Source organism: Ruminobacter sp. RM87 (assembly GCF_000701925.1).
GTDB lineage: Bacteria > Pseudomonadota > Gammaproteobacteria > Enterobacterales > Succinivibrionaceae > Ruminobacter > Ruminobacter amylophilus.
Window position 1 is genome coordinate 12,820 of sequence record NZ_JNKD01000030.1, and the last position, 24,146, is coordinate 36,965.

Below are 24,146 nucleotides of genomic sequence, written 5' to 3' on the forward strand. Positions count from 1 at the left end.
TGCTTTACGGCTGTTTCTGAATCATTTCTCATTCTCTTTACACTCTCAAAACGTTATTTGCGGCCGCATTCGCCATCCAGACCGAGCAGTATTTTTATGCCGTGCTCAAGCTGGGGAAGACAGACGTCAAGACATTCATCCACGGCTTTTCTGCTTCCCGGAAGATTGACTATGAGCGTACGGTTTCTGATGACCGAAGCGGCCCGCGACAGCATGGCGCGCCCGGTTACCTTAAGTGACTCTGCCCTTATGGCTTCGGCAATCCCCGGAGCATTGCGGGTGGCAACAGCCATTGTGGCCTCTGGAGTCACGTCACGCGGTGAAAAACCGGTTCCCCCGGTGGTAATAATGAGATTTATGTTTTTTTCATCGGCAAGACGGATTAATTCGTTTCTTATCCTATCCTCATCGTCAGGAAGAAGAACATAATCGGTCACCGCGTATCCTGCCGCAGTGAGGCGCTCCTTTACGAGCATTCCGCTCTCGTCCTCCCTGAGTCCGGAAGCCCCCCTGTCGCTTAAGGTTACAACCGCGGCCGTAAGCTTTGTTTTTTCAGTATTTTCCATAACCGTAACCTCATCCCCTTTTCTCAGGATTCCGCCTTTTATTACCTTCGCAAATATACCGTTACCCGGCATGATGCACTCACCCATTTTCCTGAATATGGCACAGTGTGAGTGACACTGCTTGCCAATCTGGGTTATTTCAAGAATGCATTCCCCGACAGACAGCCTGTCCCCCACGGAAATACCGCGGAAGTCCAGGCCTTCCACAATCAGGTTTTCCCCGAAATCACCGGGAGAAACTCCCGCCCCCTTCTGATTGAAGTCATTTATTTTATTCTGCGGAAGCAGACTTATCTGACGGTGCCAGTGGCCGGCATGGGCATCATTCTCAATGCCCCAGTCAGCCGTGAGCACGGCCTCTGGAACTTCCTTCTTTGCGGTGCCTCTTCTGAGGCTTATGCATATATTGCGGATTAATCCGGATTTGCTGTTCATTATTGTCCTGTCATCTCTTATTTATTCTTATTGTGTCCGGCACATCCCCTGCAGAAATTTCTGCAGGACTGAGGTCTCGGGAGCACTGCCACCGGCAGACTTAATTCGGGTACCGTGCTTTCCGTCAGATCGGCCAGAGCCTCCAGCCCTTCATCAGACATGGCGTTAAATGCCGGCAGATCCAGACGTCCTTTCAGGGTTTCGGCCATGACTCCGGCAACGGCAAAGGTTCTTTCCGTACACCTTTCCGAAAATTCACCTTCATTCTTAAGACATACGATGCGCGGAAGATCGAATTCATAACCGCCCTCCACGATGCAGTAGTCAAGATCCGCCACGCTGAGGATTGACAGGGTCTGATTTATGTCCTGAGGAGCCGGATAAATGAAGTCCACTTCCCTTTTTCCGTAAGCCACAACCACGTCCGCACCTGCCTCCGCATGACGGGCGGTGTTCGAATGTCTGTCCGCATCAATGGTAAACACGGGACAGTTAATGCACTTAACCGTTCCGACTCTGTAACCTCTCTGCTTCAGCTTTTTTATCAGACATTCAACTGTAGTGGTTTTTCCGGATTTACGAACTCCGACAATTTGAAAAACTTTCATGTCCAGATGCGCCTCAACAAAAACAAAACAGCTGAAAGCATGCAATTCAGCCTGAGTATGTCTTTGAGAGATATTAACGTAATTTCAGAGCGAGTGCATTATGCAGATCCGCTATTTTTGACCTTCACTTGCTTTTTGAAAGTTGTAAACGTCGAAACAGTCACCAATATGGTCTTTGCGTTGACACGAAATAAAAACCAGGAAACTCTATGATGCAGTGACAGCAGCAATTTTCGGATTTTCCTTTTATTCACCATTCTGTAAAAATGTCCTGTCACCATTACAGTAACAGGACATTTAATCTGTATTTACGCTTACTCACTGTATGCACGTCATAATCATGTGGATTACCGCAAAATCAGAGATAAAAAAAATAAAAGCCGGCTCCCTCCGGCTGATATTTACATGACGGAACGAATCGGGTCACATGTCACCAGGCAACCGGGTTCGAATCAGCGACGCCTACTATGAGTTTTCGGCCTCGTTCAAATCATACGGGCAGTCATTGGCAAACTGCATGCTCTTTAATGTGGTTGCATTGATCTGAGCCATCATTACCAGGAAAGCTTCCATCTGTCTTTCAGATACGGTCTCAAAATCCAGAGCGTTATGGAGACTTAATTCCAGAAGATTGCGATCATTTTCTTCATGATCACTGCCGATTCTAATTATTCCTTTCATAGCACATTCTCTAATTGTTTAACCTAAACCTGCTTACTCCCAATAGGCTTAGTTATGGTAACTGTCAAACAAATGTAATGATTCTTTGTAGTTGTTTATTATCAGTGCATCATTACCCATCTCTTGTATATCTCTAAAGATAACAGAAAAAACTTATCATTTCAGATAAATGAATAAAATATCGATAGCACCTCACAAATCTGAAATCATTTTCATGATGTCTATCATAATTTATTTTTTGGTTTTTAGAAAGATTAATGTCCTAATTTTGATTATTTTTTGTCAGTCATCCGTGCTAAAGTGGCAAAATTATACCATATTGTTCAAAAAATATACAACACTCTCTTTAACTGAAAAACGTTTTTTGAAAAAATTTTCGTTTTGAGACTAAAAATTAATAAATTTTCTGTAATAATCTTCCGCATTCCTCAGAAAAAATACTTTTTTAAAGGACGGTATCTGCAGACATCAGGATTTTCATGCCGCTTACGGAAACTGTTTTATCAGGCACTGACGGTACGTTTTACTCTGATGACGTTCTGTTCCCTGTCGTTGTCCACGGTATAGAATTTTCTGTTGTCAGGATGCCTGAAGAGGAAGGCGGTCCCCGTCGGTCTGTTCTCCGGAATTCCGTAATACGGGGCAGACGCATAGTAGTTCACGGTATTTCTGACTCCGGCTTCGCGGTAAATGATGTAACTGCGGCATTTCAGCTTTCCGTGCTGCATTACGGCGTGTCCGCCGTAAATCTCCACCGCCACCCCAACAGGTTCAAGCATGACGGGGCATACGCGTCTTTTAAGATAACCGCGCATAAACGTGCAGAACAGATAGCATATAAGCAGATAGACAACGTAACAGGCGCATACGGCGGCTATAATCAGCAGCATGCAGGCGGCTCCGGTACTGATGAAATGAATAAAGGCCTTATTCACGTATACTACGGCCAGACAGAACAGAGTAACTCCCGAAAAAATGAAAAAAGTCTTTCCCAGCGCCCTTCTGCAGCACATGTCCACAACAGGTTTCTGAAAAACTATTCCCGCATGAGCGAGTTCCTCTACGGTTTTGCAGTAATCAGGTAAATTGATTTTGTCCATAATCTTCTGAAATATCCGGAAGCCACTCTCCTGAACTTTTCAGAAATTTTAGTTAACAGACAGGCTTTAGGCAACAGAAAAACACGAATAAAGGCCTGTTTGTTTGCAATCTTTTGACACAGGTTAATAATTTACCTCAGAAAACTGCCGTGATTACGGTGAAGCTTTTTCCGCACTTCCTCGCTGATAGCGTGTTTTTTGTTTTACGCTGCAGTATGAACCGTCCGGGATCCGCACAAAAAAACCGATGCATCCGCATGATGCACCGGTTTTCTTACAGACTCCGTGTCAGAGACCTTTACTTTGCCCTGGAGGTCTTTGACGTCTTTGCGGTTTTAGTCGCTTTGGCTGTTTTTGAAGCCTTTTCCACCGAAGCAACCTCCCAGGTCCTGCTCTCCTCGTTATAGAAGGCTGTAAATCCTGTTGACTTGCCCTCGGCGTTTTCAGCCATCACGTACTGCTTCTTGGTCTTGCGTGAGAAACGGATTACGGTAGGATTGCCGTCACCGTCAGCAACCGGAGCGGTTACAAAGTATCTGAACTTTTCAGGAAGGCTGTCCTGATGAGCCACGAGTTCACTTACCTTTGGAGCTCTGGTTTCACGCACCTTAGGGAAGGCGTTTGAAGCCAGGAAGATGCCTGACGCACCGTCACGCAGCACAAAGTGAGACTTGCCGTCCTTGCAGATAAGATCCTCAAAATCAACAGGATCTTCTCGTGGAGGAGCTATTTCACCGTTCTTTAAAATCTTGCGGGTGTTGCCGCATTCCTTGCTGGTACAAGCCATGTAACTTCCGAAACGGCCGTTCTTGAGTTCCATCGGCTGACCGCAGCGGTCACAGGTAATGGTAGGACCTTCAGCTCCCTTGAGCTTGAAATTGCCCTCTTCTATTTCATAACCCGGACAGTTAGGATTTGCCGAGCAGATATGAATCTTGCGGTGTTCATCTATCACGTAGCCGATCATTACCGAATTACAGATAGGACAGCGGCGCTTGGTTCTCAGGAATTCACTTTCAGAATCCTCGTTCACGAACATAGGCAGCTGATCCTCTGCAACCAGATTGATGGTCTTGCGGCAGGAGTTTTCAGACTTCTTTGACTTGCCGGAGTAATTTGAACAGGCCAGGAACACGCCGGTAGTGGCATTCTTGATAACCATGTTGCTGTGACATTCAGGACAGGCGATGGAGGTTACCACCGATATGTTGCTGTGCATGCCGCCTTCATCTTCAGACTTGCGGGCGGTATCCAGCTCTTCCTTGAAGCCCTTGTAGAAGTCGTTCAGACAGGTCAGCCAGTCCAGATGGTTTTCAGCTATGTCATCCAGCTTGTTTTCCATTTCACGGGTGAAGTCATAGTCCATCAGATCATTAAAGCTGCTCTTGAGACGGTCTGTAACGATTTCGCCCATCTTTTCCGCAAAGAAGCGGCGCTGTTCGATTTTAACGTAGCCTCTTTCCTGAATGGTGGAAATAATGGTTGCATAGGTTGACGGTCTGCCGATACCTCTCTTTTCCAGTTCCTTAACCAGAGTCGCTTCGGTATATCTTGCCTCAGGACGGGTAAAGTGACGATCCGCCAGAATGTCGCTGACGTCAAGCTGATCACCGACGCTCATGTCAGGGAGCAGAACATCCTTGCGGCTGCGGTCAATCTTCATCCAGCCGTCGAACTTGATGGTCTTGCCTGAAACCTTGAATCTGAAATTACCGGCGTCAGCCTGAATTTCACGGTTAAGGAGTACGGCGCTGCTCATCTGACAGGCCAGAGTACTGTTGCGGATCAGAGTGTACAGTTCGGCCGCATCCTTGCCGAGAGCCTTGGAGATAACCGCGCTTTCACGGGTGATATCAGTCGGTCTGATGGCTTCGTGCGCGTTCTGTGCATTGTCTGATGAACTGTAGTGTCGTTCCTTCTCCGGAACATATTCGTCACCATAGGTTGCGGAAATGTATTTTCTGATGTCGGCCAGAGCTTCCCTGCTGAGATTCAGGGAGTCGGTTCTCATGTAGGTGATGAAACCCGCTTCATAGAGAGCCTGTGCCAGCATCATGGTCTTCTTTACGCCGAAGCCCAGCTTGTTTGATGAGGCCTGCTGCATTGAAGACGTATTGAGAGGAGGATACGGAGCGGTGTGAACTTCCTTTTCCTCATTCTTTGTCACCCTGAAGATCTGCTGTCTGAGCTCTTCAAGATATCTGTCAGTTTCTTCCTGTGAACCTGAATGGAAAGGCTTGTCCCTGTAATGAGTCAGAGCGAATTTCACTTCCTCGCCGTTTCTGCTGAGCAGTGCGTCGATATTCCAGTATTCTTCAGGAATGAATGAACGGATCTTCTCTTCCTTCTCCACTACGAGACGTACGGCAACTGACTGCACGCGTCCGGCACTCAGACCGCGCCCCACCTTCTCCCAGAGAAGAGGTGAAACCATGAAGCCCACCACACGGTCCAGAAATCTTCTGGTCTGCTGGGCGTTGACCATGTTCAGGTCAACTTCAGAAGGATGCTTGAATGCTTCGGTAATGGCGTTTTTGGTGATTTCGTTGAAAACCACGCGCTTGAACTTTTCTTTCGGTAAACCGATTACTTCCTGCAGATGCCAGGCGATTGCTTCCCCTTCGCGGTCCAAATCGGTTGCGAGATATACGTAGTCACTCTTCTTGGCTTCAGCCACCAGTTCGGCTACTACCTTTTCCTTGCCGGGAAGAATCTCATACTGTGGAGCCCAGCCCTTCTTCTCAGGGTTGATACCCATGCGGTTAAACAGTTTGGCGTCTTTTTCGGATGCGGTACGCGCTCTTTTAACGGGCTCTGCCGATGTTCCTTTGGCCTTTGCCTGTCCTGACGGGAGATCCCTGATGTGACCCACGCTGGACTTAACCACATAATTACTGCCTAAATATTTGTTTATAGTATGCGCCTTTGCCGGGGATTCCACTATAACCAATGACTTACCCATACCGCAATATACCTCAATGTTTTTCAGGGCTCGCGCCGGGAGGCGGGAGCCGGAATTCCGTTATTCAAATATAAATGTATATGATACAGAAAACAATGTCTATCTGTATCCCTTAAAACCTAGACGGTGTATCACATCCGTGATTACACCTGCCACTGCAGCCTTCGAAACTAAACGGCTTACGAATGAATTCTTTTTCTTTTCAGTGTAGCTGACATTGAATACCGCAGCGAAGTTATCCATGTTCCTGATAATGTATTCGTCTGAGGTCATCAGGCTGTCAACAAGACCGAGTTCAAGCGCTTCGGAAGCGAGCCATACTTCACCGGTGGCCAGCTTTTCAATATCCACGTTCTTTCTGAAACGGGCTACGTGAGCCTTGAAGATACGGTGAATCTGACGCAGCTCGTCACGGCACTTTTCCCTGGCTTCCTCAGTGTTTTCACCGAAAGTGGAGAGGGTTCTCTTGTATTCGCCGGCAGTAATCTGTTCATAATCCACATCATACTTCTTCATCAGTCTGTTGAAGTTAGGAAGTTCCATCACCACGCCGATTGAACCGATGTATGAGAACGGAGCCGCGATGAGATTGTCCGCCACGCAGGCCATAAGATAACCGCCGCTGGCCGCCACCTCGTCAACCGCAACCGTAAGTCTGGCTCCGGTTCTCCTGAGACGTTCGAGCTGGGAAGCAGCAAGGCCATAGCCGTTTACGGTACCGCCGGGTGAAGTGAGTCTGATTACCACTTCATCTCCTTCAGCCAGTTCATCGGCAAGAAGGTTTACGGCTCTTCTCAGATATTCAACCTCGTTGCAGTCGGTTGAACCGTCGAAATCAATCACGAACATCAGTCTGCCGGTTACGGACACGGTCATGTCCGAATTTACTGAAAGAGTGAAACCGTTGGATTCCTTGAGATTTACTGATTCGATTACTTCCTCTTCGGTTTCATCACTGTCTGCCTTCGCTGCTTCCTCAGTGTCTTCAGCTTTTGCTTCAGCCGGCTTTTCGGCTTTATCGGCCTTTCCGGCCTCAGAGGCGCTGTCCTTCGCTTCGGCTTCGGCAGCCTCGTGTTCCTTCTTTCTGAAGTTTATAAGGGCTTCAAAACCCTGCTGTACAAGCTTCTTGTTGGCGTCCTTGTCTTCGCCTTCCTTTAATTCGTCGCCCTTTTCCTTGATTTTGTTGAAAACCTCATAGGTATCGTCATCAAGAGCCTTGAGCATGCTCTTTTCCAGCTTTTCCTTTTCCTCGCTTAAACGATCACCGTAGTTCTCGATGGTGAAGATGATGTCATCATCCTTCTTTTTGTTTTTGGCGGATACCGCGGACACCACAGACTTGATAACGGCACCGCAGACAACAGCCAGGACAGCCAGCACAACCAGAATAATAACCACCTTGGAGGCGAAAAGTAACAGTTCTAACCAGAAATCGTACATAACAGGAATATTCCTTTTTCAAGACGGGGCTTGTTCCCCGCATCATGTGAGTTCCCGGGTACCGGTAAGACGCCGGAACGGCGTTTTTTCACAATAATAAGGTACGGGGCCTCAAAAATATTTGGTAAATTACAGATATAAAACGTATTTTGTCAAGATTTATGAATTATTTTTTATCTTTCTGACAAATATTGTCTATTTTACGAGCAATTTTTAACCAGAGATTCCTTCCTTTCATTAATTATCAGTCAAGCTTCAGAACATCACCCGGGACATCAGTCCTTTCTGCTGATTCCGACACCCGAAACCGCAAAAAGCAGAACCACGGCTATGGCGGTAAAAACAATTCCCGTCTCAAAAACCAGCACCGTTCCCCCGGCCGACATGGCTCTTGACACTAGATATCCGGAAATAATGCCTCCGGTGTGAACGCTGTTGTTGTAGAGCGTCGTGGCCTGTCCGGGGAATTTCGGCAGCAGTTCCTGCATGTATACCATGCCGAGGCTGGCGAGTATACCTATGAAGATGGCATTGAAAATCTGCATGAAAAGAAGAGAGACGGAGCTTATAGGTCCGAAGGAGAGACTTACATAGAACAGACAGCCGAAGCATCCGCAGAGGATAATCAGGGTTTTCAGGCCGATTTTACGGGCAAGTCCGCCGCAGTAAATCATTACCGGAATTTCCAGGAGAGCAGCAAGTCCCATCATGACGCCCGGAAGTCTGTTCGTGTCAATCAGCGTTCCGGCAACGGAAGCCTCCCTGGTAACAAAAACCGGCATGCTGATAAGATAGGCTGAATTGCAGCACCAGAGCAGCATGAATGCCAGAAACAGAAAGACAATGCTCATGACATTGCCCGACTTCAGCAGATTTTTAAAGCCGTGGGAAGAGTCTCCTTTCACGTCTTCCGCATGCGCCTCAGACTGAGAGTTCCTTCCGGTTTCATTCGAATTTTCGGAATCCATGAGCTCACCGATGGATGAAGACGGCGTATCTTCAAAATCATGCTCGGAACCGGATTTGAACAGAGCCTTTGGCATCATGAAGAACGCCACCAGCGCTCCGGTCAGGAAAATCATGGTTGCCACCATAAAGGTGAACCGGCTGCCGTAGTCCACGAAAAGAACATAGGCTATCGGAGGTGTCATGACCCATGACAGAGAGAACACGGCACGCAGATATGAGGTAAACATCAGCGCATCACCGTATTTAAGCAGCGCATACTCGCGGGCCAGTGCAAACACCTGCGGCGTAGCCACCATGGAAATGCTTGAAAAAGCCACGCCCGCGGTCACGATAATGCCGTAATCGGGAAAGAATATATAGGTCAGTGTCGTGAGAGCACCTGCGGAATAGCCCAGTATCATCAGATCGCGGCGGGACAGCTTTGAATCCGAAAATTTCGCTATTATCTGGGTTACGATGATTCCGCTTACGGCGGAGATGATGAAGAAGTTACCGAGCTGACTGCCGTCGGCATGAACCTCGTTCATCAGGTAGAGGCTCATTATCGGCAGGGTCATGGCCAGAGAAGAACCGGAACAGAATATTAATGTCAGAAATGAAAAGAATCTTTTATTAAGATATTCCTTAATCATACAAACCTGCCTGCCGAAATCATGTCTCGGCCTCAAAGGCATCCGCATCAGCGGAACCTGCGGGAATAACAACTGCAGATTCAGGCACGGATGCATACATGCTACGGCATGATTTCAGATCCCCGTCATGCCGGAATAACGCACGTGATTATTCTTCGTCTGCTTCGGCGCCCTCGTCGGCACCTTCGGCTCTTTCAATGATTCTGATGCCGTTTTCAAGAAGCTCGATACGGTGCATTCTGTAGAGACCGCCGATAACCTTCTTGAACTTGCCCTTGCTCATATGGAAACGCTGTTCGATTTCCTCCGGACTTGAAAAGTCCCCGAACGGCAGGAAGCCATCCGCAAGAGCCAGCTCGCGCAACAGAAAATCGGTACTGCTGGCAACCCCGGTCATTCCGCTTCCGGAAAGAGAGAGATTAACCCTGTAGTCACGACGGATTGAATGAATGTATCCCTTCATTCTCCTGCCTTTGACAAGGTCCACACCCAGAGCGTCCTTTTCGGCAAGAAGACCGTAGAACAGATTGTTGACCAGCATCTTGTAGCCCAGCGGAGTATGGCTGATTACGGTAAGATCGACTCTGTCTCCTGACTTGAGACTGCAGCCTCTCGGGAGGGTATCACTTACGAAACGGTCAAACTTCTGGGTTCCGAAGAGGCGTCCGTCCCTGTCCTTTGCCACGTAAACCAGACATTCATCTCCAGGCTTCAAACGGCGGAGCTGTTCCCTGAACGGAATCATCAGATCCTTGCGGATGCCCCAGTCAAGATAAGCGGCCCCCGGAGTAACGTCCCTGACAGTCAGTCTGCCTGCTTCTCCGAGCAGAACCCTTGGACGGAGGGCGGTGACGGTCAGTCTGCCGTCATCCATGTAACAGAACACCTCAACCAGCAACCCCGGTGTCGGATTTTCAGGAAGCTGAGACAGGGGAAGAAAGACCTCGCCGTATTTTCCGGCGTCCAAAAAGCCACCCTTGTCATCCACTCTGACCAGAGCGAGTTCATTCATTTTTCCGATTTCAACTTCCATAATTACCCAACCTTAACGTTTACATGCCGGGAGGCGGTTCCGTTCAATAAATTCTCAATCAAATCATATAAAAAAGCGCCCTGAAATAAACATAATTTACTTTCAGGACGCTGTTTTTCAGATTATGTCGTAAACTGAATTACACACGCATAAAATCGATGTGAATTAAAGTACCGTTTACTGGGTGACGCTGAATAGCTACAGGCTTAACAGCGATTTCTTCACCGCCGGCTACAGCTAAAACGATGCTGTCTTCATAGAAAGACTTGTTCTGCTGAGCAGTGAAGAGCTTTGCGTTATCTAAAGATAAAGCAACTGGTTCCTTGTCACCACCATATACGATTACTGGAAGAAGGTTGTTACGACGAAGGCGGCGGCTCGCACCTTTCCCGAAGTCGTTACGAATCTGGGCATCAAACTTATAAGCCATTTTAAATTCTCTCTATATAGTAAATTTAAACAATCGGACTGACAATGCGACCGTCGTCAATCCATAAAAAAACCGGTCAACCGATTTATGCGAGCGAAGTTTACCATTAGGTCATTAATTTATCAAGGTTTTTTGTGGTAAAAATCACTCTGTCGGTTTTTCCGGTGTTTTTTCCTGTTTCTAAAGGTACTGTTTCAGTCTCTCTTCAAGAGAATTCAGCATGTCATCATCTTTATTCACGGATAATTCATCAAGATGTCTGACATATTCCGGATTACTCAGTCTGTTTCTGGAAGCCTCCATCAGCTTACTGAAGGTATTGCACCGCGGATACTCAGCATGCATTTCGTTTGATTCCCTTATCTTGTAAACCAGTGTAGCGATAAGCAGTACGGTCATCACCGCAAAGAACCAGCCTATTACATCGGCGAAAAATCCGATGTCCGTCCACACAAACATGATTAGCATTGCCACGTCGAATACGGTAATGAACGCTAGTGCCATCACCGTATCATCAACTGGCTGGACTCTGTTTTTAAAGACAGTCATTACCTGTTCATACTTTTCCTTCGGATTCCCGGTTGTTCTATACGCCAGTTCAACGGCATTTTCATCATAATTGTATTTATGACACTGCGGACATTCACGGATGGCGGGTCCTATGTGCATTTCTCTGTCCGGATTGATTTCATTACCGCAGTACCAGCAGACTCCTTCATGACATCTGTCAATGACTTTAGGGTTCTGAGATTCCTTTTCAGCAGACTCTGCTTCCGCGGAATCCCGGTCCCCCGCTTTTTCAGGTCTCTGTCCCTGTCTGAAAAGAAAGGAACTCCATCTGTTCAGAATGTCCCGATAGTATTCTGGAATAAACACTCCGGATTTATCAAGAATCTTGAGATGCGCCACGTTGTGCATTTTTCTGCCGGATTCCGCCAGAATCATTTTTCCGGGAAGCGCGTAGTAATTTCTGTACCTTCTGAGGCATCCCGCAAGATACGCGAACCCCGGCACAACAATCGCTATTGCCACCAGAATTCTGAAGTCACAGGAGTGAAATCTCACCACAATGTACACGACCATAAGGAACATGAACACCAGTGTAAAACCGACGCCCCAGATGGTTAATCCGGTCTTGCGTCTGATGCGGTCGTATTCCCTTACCCCGCCGTTCACGGCCTCGCGAACCCCGTCAGCGGCAAACACGGTACCGCATTTGCTGCAGATAACCACGGGATTCCCCATGGGATTTTTATCTCCGAATATCTCAACGGTATTATCTTTCTTTGTCTGACATTTAGGACATGTTACTTCTATCAACATGATGAATTCTTCCGGAAAACAAAAGCATAATCCGCCGGTTTCCTTCATTCGGTCTCTCTTAAGTGACTCATCATGACGGCCCTGCCGGCGGCAATACAAACATACATACCATGATATATGCTGCTACTGTAATTATAAACCGCGTCATTTGACATCTGCGAGAAAATTCAAGAGATCCCGGAAACATGTTTCCTTTCCGGGAATAAAAACGGAAATTATCTTACAGAAGCATAAAAAAGGATCGGCTCCTTTCAGAGCCGATCCTTTCAGGTACTGAAAATCATGGAACAGTCAGCGGGAAAAAATCATCCGCACCGTCTTCCATATTTTCCCGTAACGGAAACTCCCCCGCTTCAGATTCTGTGCTTAACGGTTCTGTAAACAATGGTAAGAGACAGAATAACCAGCAGAGCCGCCATGAAAATCAGGAAGATTGAAGAAACCGTAAGAACGGTATTGGTACTGATATTCTTCACGGCGATTTCCACAAGACCCCAGATACTCATTACAATCATCAGCACTGTAGGAATAAGGGCGATGATGTAATTAGCCTTTTTGGCGAACAGGTAAATGGTTACGGCCAGAAGAGTCAGTGAAGCCAGCAGCTGGTTGGATGCACCGAATACCGGCCAGATGGCGGTGGCACTTCCGGAAAATACCATGAAGCCTGCCAGAACAAGCACCAGCAGTGAAGCCACAAAAGCATTTGATGAAGTAGCCTTAAGCATACCAAACACCTTTCTAAGACCTCTGTCTGTCACAGGAGATTCACATGGAGCCCTGACATACTCAATCCTGTCGGAATCCCTGTGTTCCTTTACGTATGAAGGAGAGAAAAGTTCCTGCCATACGAAACGGCCGAGTCTGGTTGCGGTATCAAGTGATGTCAGCATGAATGCGGAAATTGACAGACTGATGAATACGGTACAGATTTCCACAGGCAGACCCAAAGCACCTACGAAGGTACCTATGCCTGAACTGAAGGCTGTAACCGGATTCTTTGCGGCTTCAGCAAAGTTCGCATCAGACAGCCAGATAACGGCAATTATACTCATTACGCCGAGAACACCTTCCACAATCATTCCGCCGTAACCGATTAACTGAATATCCTTTTCGGCACGGATCTGCTTTGAGGTGGTACCGGAAGATACCAGTGAATGGAAGCCGGAACATGCACCGCAGGCAATCAGAATGAACAGCTCAGGGAACAGACTGCTTTCTCCGGAACCTACCTTGACGGAATAATCAACAAAGCCGGTCAGTTCGATTGACGGATTGTAAACCACGATACCCAGAACCCCGAAAATAATCATGGCATAAAGGAGGTATGAGCTGAGGTAATCTCTGGGCTGCAGAAGCCACTGTACCGGACATACTGAAGCAACCAGAGCATAAATACCGAGAAATGCCAGCCATACGTTTCGAACCTGTTCACTGTCAAGACCGAACAGCACGGTTAAATCCAGCGGACATCTGTATGCCAGATAAACAGAGGCGAATACCAGCGGAACAAAGATGACGGTGGCTAGTCTCAGGGACATTCCGCGTGAGGTGCAGAAGCCGAAAACAGGCGCCATGACAATGAAGATGATTGAGGCGGTGGCCACGGCAGGACTTGCCACAAAGGTATTGGCTACCAGCATGCCGAACACTGCCACTACCAGGATGAGACATGCCCAGCAGAAGAACAGAAACAGCTGACGTCCCCAGATACTCATTATCTTTTCAATAATGTAACCTATTGAACGTCCGTTATTGCGTACGGAAAGGAACAGTGCCGCGAAATCATGCACCGCGCCGATGAATACGCAGCCAATGAAAATCCACATCAGCGCCGGAATCCATCCGAAGCGGCATGCCACGATAGGTCCGATTATGGGACCTGCACCGGCAATGGAGGCGAAATGATGTCCGAACAGGACTGCAGGATGAGTTGGAACATAATCCACGCCGTCATTGTTTACAACGGCAGGAGTTGCGATACTGTTATCGACTTTAAACAGTCTGGCTATGAATCTTCCGTAGATTCTGTACCCGAAAGCGAAATACAGCAGAGCAATAACCAGTAGAATTAAACCATTCATAAAAGCTAAACTCAGATATTTTTTTAAGATTTGACTACTTTAAATGCAAATAACCGTTCATTAAAAAGGTATCTGACAGTTCTCCAGTAACAAAATAAAAAAACAACCCCGCCACATAAAGTGACGGGAATAATCATCGACTGCAGATTATACCATGATCTTTACGTACATAATACAGTTGCCTGACATCTGCTTCGGATACCTGCCGAATCATCAGTTAACATCTGAATATTCACATATTTTGATGTATCTCATAATTACCAAAAAACATACGGTCTGACAGCCTGAACGGTGTTACGCTTGTAATTTGAAGATGTATCTGTAAATTATCGACCTGACAACACGTCCGCTGCAGATACGGCTGTTTATGCCGCCACATCTTTAACCGCTTCACAGATACTTCCTTTTTCAGCCGGAAATATCAAATGTGTAATGTCATACATACAGAGAGATACCGCAATGATAAAAATACTGATTTTACTGGCAGGTCTGCTTTTGATTAATTTCTGCGCCGGCTGCGCGAAAGTAGCCGTTCAGGGCCGTCAGGCCGACACTAACGCAAAGGAATTCAATCCGCCGCCGTCAGGCTGGTCCGGATTATACATATACCGCACCAGAAACATCATGGGATCTGCGCTTAAAAAAAGTCTGTACGTAGACGGCCAGTTCATAGGAGAAACAGCACGCGGAGTATTTTTCTACAGACTTGTTGAACCCGGAATGCATATTCTGAAAACCGAATCTGAATTCAGTGAGAATGATCTGGAGATTCAATGCATTGAAGGGAAAAACCACTACGTTAATCAGGCTCTCAGGCCGGGACTGTTTGTGGGAGGAGCCTATCTGTCCGTCGTTGAAGAAACTGAGGCACAGAATGACATAAAAGGCTACCGGCTCGCCGAAAACAAAGACAATCCGGAAAAAATCTGGAGGAATACACCGGAAGGCCCGGTACCGGCTCTATTCCGGGACCAAGAAACCGGAGTGATTTCGAGATATTAAATACCACTCAGGAATCCGACTGACCTTCCTTTTTTCATAATCATCAAACGGCAAATCCTCCGCACCGCCGTCATGCCGAGGCGAAACAGAGGACTGCCTGAAGACTGAAATCAGTCACCTGATCAGATGCGTACGCCTGATTCGTATAAAGCCTGAACGCTTCCCGCCTCCTTGAGTCGTGCAGAGAAGTCCAGCAGTCTGTTAAGGGAAATCAGTGCCTTCTGTCTGATATCCTCATCGACATGAATTTCATGTCCTTCAGGATTGTCCAGAAGCTTTTCAATGAGAGGAAGAGTATTCTGTCTCATCCATGGACAGTGGGCACAGCTCTGACAGGTGGCGCCGGCACCGCCGTTAGGAGCAGGGATAAGCACCTTGTCAGGACAAGCCTGTGAAATCTTGTAGAAAATACCGATATCGGTGGCAATGATGAATTCCTTCGCATCCATTTCCTTAACCTTGTTAAGGATCTGAGAGGTTGAACCGGCAAAGTCCGCCAGTGCGGTAACGTCGGCGGGAGATTCAGGATGAACCAGAACCCTGGCATCAGGATGTTCAGCCATGAGAGCCTTCAGTGCGGCAGCCTTGAAATCATCATGCACTATACAGTGTGCCTGCCATCTCAGCATTTCAGCACCGGTCTGATTGCAGATGTATGAACCCAGATGACGATCCGGAGCCCAGATAATCTTCTTGTCGCAGAGTTTAAGATATTCAATCATTTCCAGGGCAATGGAGCTGGTAACGACATAGTCGGCTCTGGCTTTTACGGCAGCGGAGGTATTGGCATAAACAACCACGCAGTGATCAGGATGCTCGTCGCAGAACTTTCCGAATTCATCTGCCGGACAGCCCAGATCAAGTGAACATTCAGCCTTTAACTCAGGCATGAGGATGGTCTTTTCAGGTGACAGAATCTTGGCGGTTTCCCCCATGAAACGCACACCTGCCACGATAATGGTTCTTGCAGGGTTGTTACGTCCCCATTTAGCCATTTCCAGCGAGTCACCTATAAAACCGCCGGTCTTTTCGGCAAGCTGCTGAATCTCGTTACCGGTATAGTAGTGAGCTATTATCACCGCATCCTTTTCCTTAAGCCTGGCTGCAATTCTGTCGGTATATTCTTCGATTTCCCTGCTGCTTAAAGGCTGAGGAATTTCTGGTAAACTGAGATTGGTTAAATCAGGAATGTACATTGCTCTATCTCCTGCATTCGGCTCTCTATTTCCGGTAACTGGATATATCCGTTTTTTCATCCGGCTGAACCGTTTCAATGCCTTCTTATACTTGTCTTAATATCTCTAAAATAAACTGCAGACCGGGAGTATGCTGCAGTCCGCCAACTAGAAGTTATACTGTAAGTTGATCATGTAGGCCTCGTGCTGATGGGTTTCCTCTGCGGGATAATCCACTCTGCCGAGTCCGAATCTGCCTTCGGCATAGGCCATGAAAGCCGGGGTGAAATGATAGGCCACCTGACCGGTGATTTCAGAAACCTCTCTCCTGTTGTTTTCATAACCGTAGTAGCCGTAGCCCGCGGTAAAGCCCAGACCGTTTTCCATGGTATAGCCCAGCACGCCCTCATAGCCTGACATATGATGATCTTCTCTCTGATACTTGTCACGGCTGTAAACGAATGCAGTGTACAGACCGTCATTCAGATGACCGTAGCTTATGCCTGAACTGAAGCTGTGTCTGTCCCCTGCCGGACTCTGATGGAAGTCATACCAGTCATAGGCAAGAGAGAAAGCCAGACTTTCAGCCGGACCGTCCTGCCAGTTGTAGGCCAGGGCCACGGCATAACCGGCGTTCACGTCAAGATCCTGCTTAACACGGGTATCATGATTGAGATGTTCAGCCATTCCGGATCTCGGAGTCTGATAGCTGAAACCTAAAGTGTAACCGCCTACGGCGTTTACATACATAATCTGCCCTTCCTGACGACCGCCGAGTTCCCAGTAGCTGTTGGAAGTGTTGCCGTAATGCTCAAAGACATCGGTCATGCCCACGGTAATGTATTTTGCGGTATCACCCTGCCCGAAAACAAGAGTGCCGTACTGACACAGATCAAAACCGGTGTAGGCATAACGGGTATTGAAATGACCGTTTTCGGAAGATTCGGAAGCGACCTCCCACTCACCGAAGGCAATGCCTTTGATATTGGTAACCAGGGTGGTGGAAGCGGAAACACCGATTCTCGCCTCTCCTTCCACGGAAGCCCCGGACTTCTGATTGTGGTCTCTGGCTTCATTTGCGGCTCTGTTGTAGAAACCACCTTCAAAACGCCCGAAAATACTCAGATCGGTACCGTTGTCGCTGTATACATTCACGGCCTGGGCAGATCCTGACAGCAGTCCCAGAGTCACTGCCGTAACCAGTGGTAATCTCATATGAACACTCCGTTAAAATATTGTGTTGAGCAATATTATCACAAATACACCTAAAATTCCGATTTTATTGGCAGCGTATTTTCTCTTTCTGCGGATGAAAACGTTGCCTTGCCGGACTCACAAAAAAACCGGACTCCCGTGCGGGAATCCGGTTCATGCCAGTCTGTACTTTCCTAAACGGAAAGAGCTTCAGACATTATTAGAAGTTGTACTGAACACCAGCGGTGAACCAGTTGTGGTTGCTGTCCTTGAATCTGGTCTTTTCAGGAAGGGTCTTGTTATCAGTATGCTTTGAAGTGGCGAATGATGCATCAGAGTAAACAAGGAACTGTTCGTTGAAGTTATACTTGATTTCAGCATTAATATCGTTAACAACGGTCATGCCGCCAATCTGACGGTTTTCATATCCCAGGAGGAACTGCCAGCCTGAAATACCGTAGCCTGCAACAACTTCATAGCTGTTGGTATTGCTGAGTCTGTAGTTGTCATGCTTTGCGTACTTGGAAAGCTGGTAAGCGGCAGCACCGTAGAAACCGTCATCAAGATCACCGAGTGAAAGACCGAATGCAAAAGAGTCCTTGCTTAAGTACTTTGTTAAAGAAGCTTCATCTTCTGCAGGGTTCTGGTCGATACCGTGAACGTAGTCCAGATCATAGGTATCGTAACCTGCTGACAGATATACAGGGAAAACTTCTTCGTTGAAAGTATAGCCTAAAGAAACCGCTGCACCTGATTCAACACCGTCGAGACCTGCACTCTGGAAAGAGGTAGCAAAGTTAAAGCCGTTCAGACCGTCGATTGCATAAATGATCTGACCTTCCTGACGACCGCCGTCTGCGTAATCACCGAAGGTGTTGGCGGCGAAGCCGACATCTTCAAACATATCGGTTACGGAAAGAGTGTTGTAGATAGCACTTTCAGTCTGACCGAACTTCACGGAACCGAAATGATCGGTTTCAATACCTACGGTTGCATAACGGGTATCAAACTTGCCGTTTTCAGAAGATTCTGAAGCAACTTCCCATTCACCGAAAGCAACGGCATTAACGCCGTCGTAGATTCTGGTCTTGGCATCAACATTAAGACGGGCTGTTCCCTGGAGCTTAACCTTGTGGCTTTCGGTTTCATCAAAATCCTTGTCAGCGAAAACGCTGTTTACGTTACCCTGTAAACGGCCGCCGAGACTGAGGCTGGTGCCTTCATTGTTATATACGGTTGCGGCATTTGCGGCAGAAACAGAAACAAGACTTGCGGCGAGAGCCAGTAATGATTTCTTTAACATGTTATATTCCTTCATATTTTATTCTAGCCCGGAGGCTTTTATCTTTTATTTTTTTAAGAACGTCACAATTATACATTTTTTGTTAGACTTTGCTAACAATTTTTGCATAAGTACCGTAACTACACTCTGAATACCATCAGGTATTCTCAATTATGACTGATGCATGTTCCAGGCCATAAGTACCATATTTTAAATACTTTCGCGAATTTCCCCCCCCCCTTGTTCCCGTAAAACTTCAAATTCCTAAATGAAAAAAAATATCATTTTCTTCAGGAGACACCTGCGGAAACAACGGTATCATCATATTTTACGGATAAAAGAAACCGGCATCTGAAAAGAACCCGGCGAACCTGTCTTTCTTTCCGGAAAACATATTTTCTTCCGTCACGGTTCTTCCGGAATTACCGGGAAGGTAAAAACCTGACTGAACATACCGGCAGCCTGAAGCACCAAAACGATGCATAAGAACGGATAAGGATTGTCTCCCAGCGCATATACGGAACCATAAACAAGAAATAGAAGGAAACAAAACAATTCCGTAACGGCAGAGAGACAAAAAGAAAACCCACAGACGGTGTCATCTGTGAATCAGAAAAAAAGGTCAGTAAGATTTTCAGTAGCAACCGACCGTAAGTGCAGTCCTGAATCAAACGTACTTACCGACCAAAAGAATATAATGTTAAGTAATCAATATGAAAATAACTTCAGCATGAGGCATTAGAAGTTGTACTGAGCTGCGATTGCAACCTTGTCGTCACTTCTCTTACCGGTAGACTGAATCTTTCTGCCGTATGCATCAACGGTATCGATATCGGTAACACCGAGTTCTGAATCGAGGAATACACGGAAGTTAGAGTTGAAGTTGTACTGAAGTTCGCCGATGAAGTTGCTCCTGAGGATTGCACTGCCCTGTCTTAAGTTCTGGTAACCCAGGTAGAGAACCCAGCCGTTTTCCCAGCCGTAAGATGCTAAAGCTTCCCAGCCGTTCTTGTTCTTTGATTCATCGTAGTCGGTGAACTGGTAGATTAAACCTGAGTAGAAACCGTCACCTTCAGTACCGAGAGATAAACCGGCAGCAACGGAATTTCTGTCATCGGTAGAGTTGCGGATATCGTAGTAGTCATAACCTACGGTTGCAACGAGAGGCAGGGAGAAATCGAAAGTGTAACCTACGGAAGTGGCCGCACCGTTGTTAACGGCATCGAGACCTGCTGACTGATAGGTTGCGTTGAATACAAAACCCTTGTTGGTATAGTTGTACTTGATCTGACCTTCCTGACGGCCGCCGAATTCCCAGTAGGTGTTACCGCGGGTACCGTATTCAGAGAACACGTCGGTTCTGTCGATTACATAGTAGATACCGGTATGATCCTGACCGAAGGTTAAGGTACCGTAGTTGTCAGTCTTGAAACCTGCGTATGCGAAACGGGTGTTCCACTTGCCGTTCTGTGAGGTTTCAGCACCGACCTGCCATTCAGCGAAGCCTAAAGCCTTAACGCCGTCAGCGATTTTGGTATTGGCGTCAACACGTAAACGTGCGCTGGTTTCCACTGCTGCCTTGTCGTGACTGGCGGTGGCTTCAACGCTGTTATAGTTTGCCTGAACACGGCCGCCGAGAATTAATGAAGAATCATCTGTCTTGTAAATTGAGGCAGCGTTTGCTGAACCGAATGCCAATACTGCAACTGATGCTGTGAGTAATTTTATTCTGATAGTAGTCATAATATCTGTTCCTTCATAAAGTTGTTTTAAAAATTCTAATTATATTTATCAGTCCAAACCGAAAACCTACGAATGATATAGCAAATCTGTACAGTTTCCAAGCTCAAACACGATTTCATATCAAAGTGATATGTTTTGTATGTTTTACAGAACATACTATATCCTATAGGTTTTTTGATGTCAATCAAAAATTTTAAAAAAATTATTTTCGGCTGTTAAACAGCCTGTTTATCAGGGTTTCTTATATACTTCATTGAAAAAATCATATAAACATATAGGAATTTACATAAAATAATTTCCGTTATATCATACTAACATACAGGGAATTTTAGCATTGGCCAAAATTCAAACCTCGGGTTATAATGCAGAAACTTTCAGAATAAATACTTTCGGAAAATTCTCTCCCCCGGTTCTGTGTCTGACGGGCGGCATTCGGAATTCTCCGGTAACACAAGACTAACAAAAGGAACAGTTAATGAAGAAGCATTTCATATTATCAGCAATTCTGGCGGCAGGAACACTTACCGCGGCAGTCGGTACTGAGGCTGCCACCTTCAAAACACCGAAGAACTACAACGTTATTATTGCCGACGGTGCCAAAACCAGCGGATTCTTCACCGACACCAGGGAACTGGAACTGTCAGAAGGCAGACACCAGATTGTGGTAATGTTCAAAGGCTCCTTCAAGAAGGGCCATGACAAGCTGATTGCTTCAGCCGTGAACCCGGTGGTAATCAACCTGCCGGACGTAAAGAAGGATGACGCCTTCACATTCACCTACCCTCGCATCAGCGGCTATGATGAAGCCGTTGATTATGCGGACAGACAGGTCATCACCATTACAAGAAACGGTGCCAGAGCAACCGAAGATGAAGCATCATACATTATTTTAAAGTCTGACAAGGGCTTCCAGCTCGACCGTGATTTCATAGGCGAACTCAAGAGTCTTGATCTGCTCTATGTTTCCGAGGAAAACAGGGAACAGAAGAAGGACACCGTTCAGGAACTCACCAAGTGCAGGGACTCCTTTACCGACTGCCCTACCGAAGTGGTGGTAAGCTCTGAAAACGTGGTTGCCGTTTCTGAAAAGACGGTTTCAGCCGCCGGAAACGCCGGTGCCTCAGCTGCAAAGGCAGCAGAAGTCACTTTCGGAAAATCATCAGCAAACGTAAACACCCAGATGCTTGAAGGTCTCAAGTCAATTTACAACAGTGCCGATCCTGATACCCGGAAAGCCTTCAGGGAATGGATTAAGAACAACTGATGATTTTCAGAGTTTCTGAAATTACGCGGGCTCACGTCTCTGACATGCCGGAAACGCCGGATATGATTCAGAAGACGTGAGCTTTTTCTTTCGGTCACAAGGTCTCAGAGACTCCGGAACGTGTCACGGCTCCGGATTTTTACGGCAGCAGGATGAAGACTTTCAGTTTTCTTCTTTTCCGTTTTCCGAAATTCCGCCTTCGGATTCAGCAAGCGGCTCGGTCCAGATATGGATATATCTTCCCAGGTGGGCAAAGTCCTCGCTTCTGCTGTATTCAAGCTCGAAGGAAAGCAGATCATCAAACTTGCTTACCTGCTCGGTCTTGTCTCTCATGTAGTCATGAATGATGCGTACCCCGCTCATTCCGGAAACGGTAAAGCCGTTTTCGGCAAGCCAGCGTCTGACTTCGCTGATATACAGGGGAGTTATCGGCGTAAGCTTCTGACGGCGCTTTTTGACAAGCCCCTGCCTTATGTAGTCGAAGTTCCCCACCACAAGGCTCTGGAACAGCAGCGCGGTACGATTGTAGAACATCAGGGAAAGCATGCCGTCCGGGGCCAGCATGGATTTAAGGATTCCTATCACCGGTTTCGGATCCACCAGCCATTCAAGCACGGCATGACATATCACCAGATCGAATTTCTGATCGGGAAGGATTTCATTAAGCTTCTGAACCTCACCTCTGATGAAGGTTATGCTTCCGGAAACGGGATGCTCCTCCAGTTCTCTTTTACCGAGATCAAGCATATCCTGAGATATGTCAACCAGAGTCACGTCATGGCCTAGGGCGGCGAGCTTCATGGCGATATACCCGAAACCGCCTCCGGCATCGAGAATTCTCAGATGACGGGACATCCCGGGACGGGCAAGAATTTCCTCCAGGTCACGCCAGACCACGGCACCGCGGATTTTACCCTTGCTGGTTCCGTATATCTGCTTTTTAAAAAATTCAGCCCTGTTATCGAAGCTCTGATCGTGAGGTGGCGCTTTCTGTTTCAACATCGGATATCCTAAATTCAATATCAGTTTTTATTAAGACCTCTTTTTTCCGCATCGGCGTTTCTGATGTCTGCAGTCAGTTAAAAGCTGAATCAGATGATGCGTTTCAGACCGGATTTATTTTTCTGAACAGAAGGTCTTCTTATAAAAAAGCTGATTCATTACTAAAACACAAAAATTTCCCGGTGCAATTATAGGAGATTTTTACGCATCCAAGAACACTAATTAACTTACCGTGAAAAATTTATCCGGTACGGCAGGGCATGGACGGTGAGTACTGAATGTTCCCGCCGGTTATTTTTTCACACGGTAGGCGAATCCAGCTACCATAGAAACTTTTCATAAGCCCCATTAACGTAAGACAATATTTCGTGGAGGTCGTTTCATATTGTCTTACGAAAGCTCGCCTACGTAAAACCCCGCATCGGCATGAACCAGTTCGGGGGCGAGAGTGTTACCTATGAAGGCATTGGTGCCACCAAGAAATGGGAGCGTATTGAAAGCTATGGGCCAAAGTTTGTTGAAAACATCGTACAGGCAATCGCAAGAGACATTCTCTGCTATGCCATGAAGACCTTACGGCACTGCAGCATAGTGATGCATATTCACGATGAGCTGGTTATTGAAGCCAATCCGCGAATGAGCCTCGATGCTGTATGTGAACAGATGGGACGTACACCACCATGGGCTAACGGGCTCATTCTTGATGCGGCAGGCTATACATCCCTCTACTACAAGAAAGATTAAGACTTAACTTGATCGGTAACTTAGTCAGGTTCTACCGATCAAGTATTCTTTGACTCGGTTGCCATGCTTGAACATTTTATTTCAGCTTTCTTCCAACAACGACACATTCCTTTTTACAGAAGCATATGCCATAGGTAAGAACAGCTTTGATGTCGTTGCGTTTAATGTACGGATCGGCATATTTCTTTTGAATTATCTGTTCAACGGCATCCTGAGCAATAAGCACTTTGTCTTCGTTTTCGTCTGAAGTCTGTTTTAATTCCAGAATGACGATAATTCCTCTGCTTCTGATAGATTTGATTATCAAATCGATGTAGCCGTTTCCTGACTCAAAATTGGATTTCTGCTCTGCAATGAGAGACGTGCCGTTTACCAGTAATCCGTTCACGAAGCCATGGTAATAGTTTTCCTTCGGAGCATTGACTGAAAAATCTCTGATTGAAACGTATTTGCCAAGGAGCGTGTTAAGGTTGTCCT

General features: G+C 46.7%; 20 protein-coding genes. 3 read left to right on the top strand and 17 right to left on the bottom strand.

Translation table 11 applies throughout. From position 1 onward, the window contains the following. Nucleotides 1-53 precede the first annotated feature (53 nt). The 11 genes from T489_RS0107045 to T489_RS0107105 form a co-directional block, all read right to left on the bottom strand. Nucleotides 54-1,001, bottom strand: a complete 948-nt coding sequence (locus tag T489_RS0107045; protein WP_031579358.1) for an MOSC domain-containing protein — start codon at nt 999-1,001, stop codon at nt 54-56. A gap of 17 nt (nt 1,002-1,018) precedes the next feature. Further along, nucleotides 1,019-1,609 carry a molybdopterin-guanine dinucleotide biosynthesis protein B gene (gene mobB / locus T489_RS0107050; protein WP_051621873.1) on the bottom strand — a complete coding sequence of 197 codons (591 nt, stop codon included), beginning with the start codon at nt 1,607-1,609 and terminating at the stop codon, nt 1,019-1,021. A gap of 465 nt (nt 1,610-2,074) precedes the next feature. Next, complete coding sequence (locus tag T489_RS0107055; protein WP_031579360.1) at nt 2,075-2,290, bottom strand: hypothetical protein; 216 nt, start codon at nt 2,288-2,290, stop codon at nt 2,075-2,077. A 503-nt stretch (nt 2,291-2,793) separates the two neighbouring features. Next, on the bottom strand, nt 2,794-3,390 hold the full coding sequence (locus T489_RS0107060; RefSeq protein WP_031579361.1) for a hypothetical protein: 597 nt from the start codon (nt 3,388-3,390) through the stop codon (nt 2,794-2,796). Between the two features lie 298 nt (nt 3,391-3,688). Beyond that, the gene (topA, locus tag T489_RS0107065) at nt 3,689-6,352 is read right to left on the bottom strand and encodes a type I DNA topoisomerase (RefSeq protein ID WP_037319125.1); all 2,664 of its coding nucleotides are present in this window, start codon (nt 6,350-6,352) and stop codon (nt 3,689-3,691) included. Between the two features lie 99 nt (nt 6,353-6,451). Further along, nucleotides 6,452-7,792 carry a protease SohB gene (gene sohB / locus T489_RS14265; RefSeq protein ID WP_051621874.1) on the bottom strand — a complete coding sequence of 447 codons (1,341 nt, stop codon included), beginning with the start codon at nt 7,790-7,792 and terminating at the stop codon, nt 6,452-6,454. A 275-nt stretch (nt 7,793-8,067) separates the two neighbouring features. Next, on the bottom strand, nt 8,068-9,393 hold the full coding sequence (locus tag T489_RS0107075; RefSeq protein WP_198020435.1) for an MFS transporter: 1,326 nt from the start codon (nt 9,391-9,393) through the stop codon (nt 8,068-8,070). Between the two features lie 148 nt (nt 9,394-9,541). Further along, nucleotides 9,542-10,426, bottom strand: a complete 885-nt coding sequence (locus T489_RS0107085) for a CvfB family protein (RefSeq protein ID WP_051621875.1) — start codon at nt 10,424-10,426, stop codon at nt 9,542-9,544. Between the two features lie 139 nt (nt 10,427-10,565). Continuing rightward, complete coding sequence (rplY, locus tag T489_RS0107090; RefSeq protein WP_031579367.1) at nt 10,566-10,856, bottom strand: 50S ribosomal protein L25; 291 nt, start codon at nt 10,854-10,856, stop codon at nt 10,566-10,568. 180 nt (nt 10,857-11,036) lie between these two features. Continuing rightward, complete coding sequence (locus T489_RS0107095; protein ID WP_157608118.1) at nt 11,037-12,179, bottom strand: hypothetical protein; 1,143 nt, start codon at nt 12,177-12,179, stop codon at nt 11,037-11,039. A 353-nt stretch (nt 12,180-12,532) separates the two neighbouring features. Next, the gene (locus tag T489_RS0107105; protein ID WP_031579369.1) at nt 12,533-14,263 is read right to left on the bottom strand and encodes a carbon starvation CstA family protein; all 1,731 of its coding nucleotides are present in this window, start codon (nt 14,261-14,263) and stop codon (nt 12,533-12,535) included. A gap of 432 nt (nt 14,264-14,695) precedes the next feature. Here T489_RS0107105 and T489_RS0107110 point away from each other — a divergent pair, with 432 nt between their 5' ends. After that, entirely contained in the window at nt 14,696-15,265 is a 570-nt protein-coding gene (locus T489_RS0107110) for a DUF2846 domain-containing protein (RefSeq protein WP_051621876.1), read from the top strand. A 122-nt stretch (nt 15,266-15,387) separates the two neighbouring features. Here T489_RS0107110 and nadA read toward each other — a convergent pair whose 3' ends face one another. The 4 genes from nadA to T489_RS0107140 all read right to left on the bottom strand — a co-directional run bounded on the left by nadA (nt 15,388) and on the right by T489_RS0107140 (nt 20,659). After that, nucleotides 15,388-16,461, bottom strand: a complete 1,074-nt coding sequence (gene nadA / locus T489_RS0107115; protein WP_031579371.1) for a quinolinate synthase NadA — start codon at nt 16,459-16,461, stop codon at nt 15,388-15,390. Nucleotides 16,462-16,608: 147 nt separating this feature from the next. Further along, the gene (locus tag T489_RS0107120) at nt 16,609-17,655 is read right to left on the bottom strand and encodes a porin (RefSeq protein WP_031579372.1); all 1,047 of its coding nucleotides are present in this window, start codon (nt 17,653-17,655) and stop codon (nt 16,609-16,611) included. A gap of 199 nt (nt 17,656-17,854) precedes the next feature. Beyond that, complete coding sequence (locus T489_RS0107125; RefSeq protein ID WP_031579373.1) at nt 17,855-18,937, bottom strand: porin; 1,083 nt, start codon at nt 18,935-18,937, stop codon at nt 17,855-17,857. Between the two features lie 717 nt (nt 18,938-19,654). Next, nucleotides 19,655-20,659 (bottom strand): porin, encoded by a 1,005-nt coding sequence (locus T489_RS0107140; RefSeq protein ID WP_031579374.1) that lies wholly within the window; start codon nt 20,657-20,659, stop codon nt 19,655-19,657. Nucleotides 20,660-21,134: 475 nt separating this feature from the next. On the opposite strand from T489_RS0107140, the gene T489_RS14270 reads away from it, so the two are divergent. Continuing rightward, nucleotides 21,135-21,923 (top strand): DUF2057 family protein, encoded by a 789-nt coding sequence (locus T489_RS14270; protein ID WP_031579375.1) that lies wholly within the window; start codon nt 21,135-21,137, stop codon nt 21,921-21,923. 162 nt (nt 21,924-22,085) lie between these two features. Here T489_RS14270 and T489_RS0107155 read toward each other — a convergent pair whose 3' ends face one another. Then, on the bottom strand, nt 22,086-22,925 hold the full coding sequence (locus T489_RS0107155; protein WP_051621877.1) for a methyltransferase domain-containing protein: 840 nt from the start codon (nt 22,923-22,925) through the stop codon (nt 22,086-22,088). A gap of 426 nt (nt 22,926-23,351) precedes the next feature. On the opposite strand from T489_RS0107155, the gene T489_RS15440 reads away from it, so the two are divergent. Beyond that, nucleotides 23,352-23,669, top strand: a complete 318-nt coding sequence (locus tag T489_RS15440; RefSeq protein ID WP_232218294.1) for a DNA polymerase family A protein — start codon at nt 23,352-23,354, stop codon at nt 23,667-23,669. A gap of 76 nt (nt 23,670-23,745) precedes the next feature. Here T489_RS15440 and T489_RS0107165 read toward each other — a convergent pair. Further along, nucleotides 23,746-24,146 (bottom strand): PD-(D/E)XK nuclease domain-containing protein (locus T489_RS0107165; protein ID WP_031579378.1); only part of this gene is annotated, 401 nt, incomplete at its 5' end.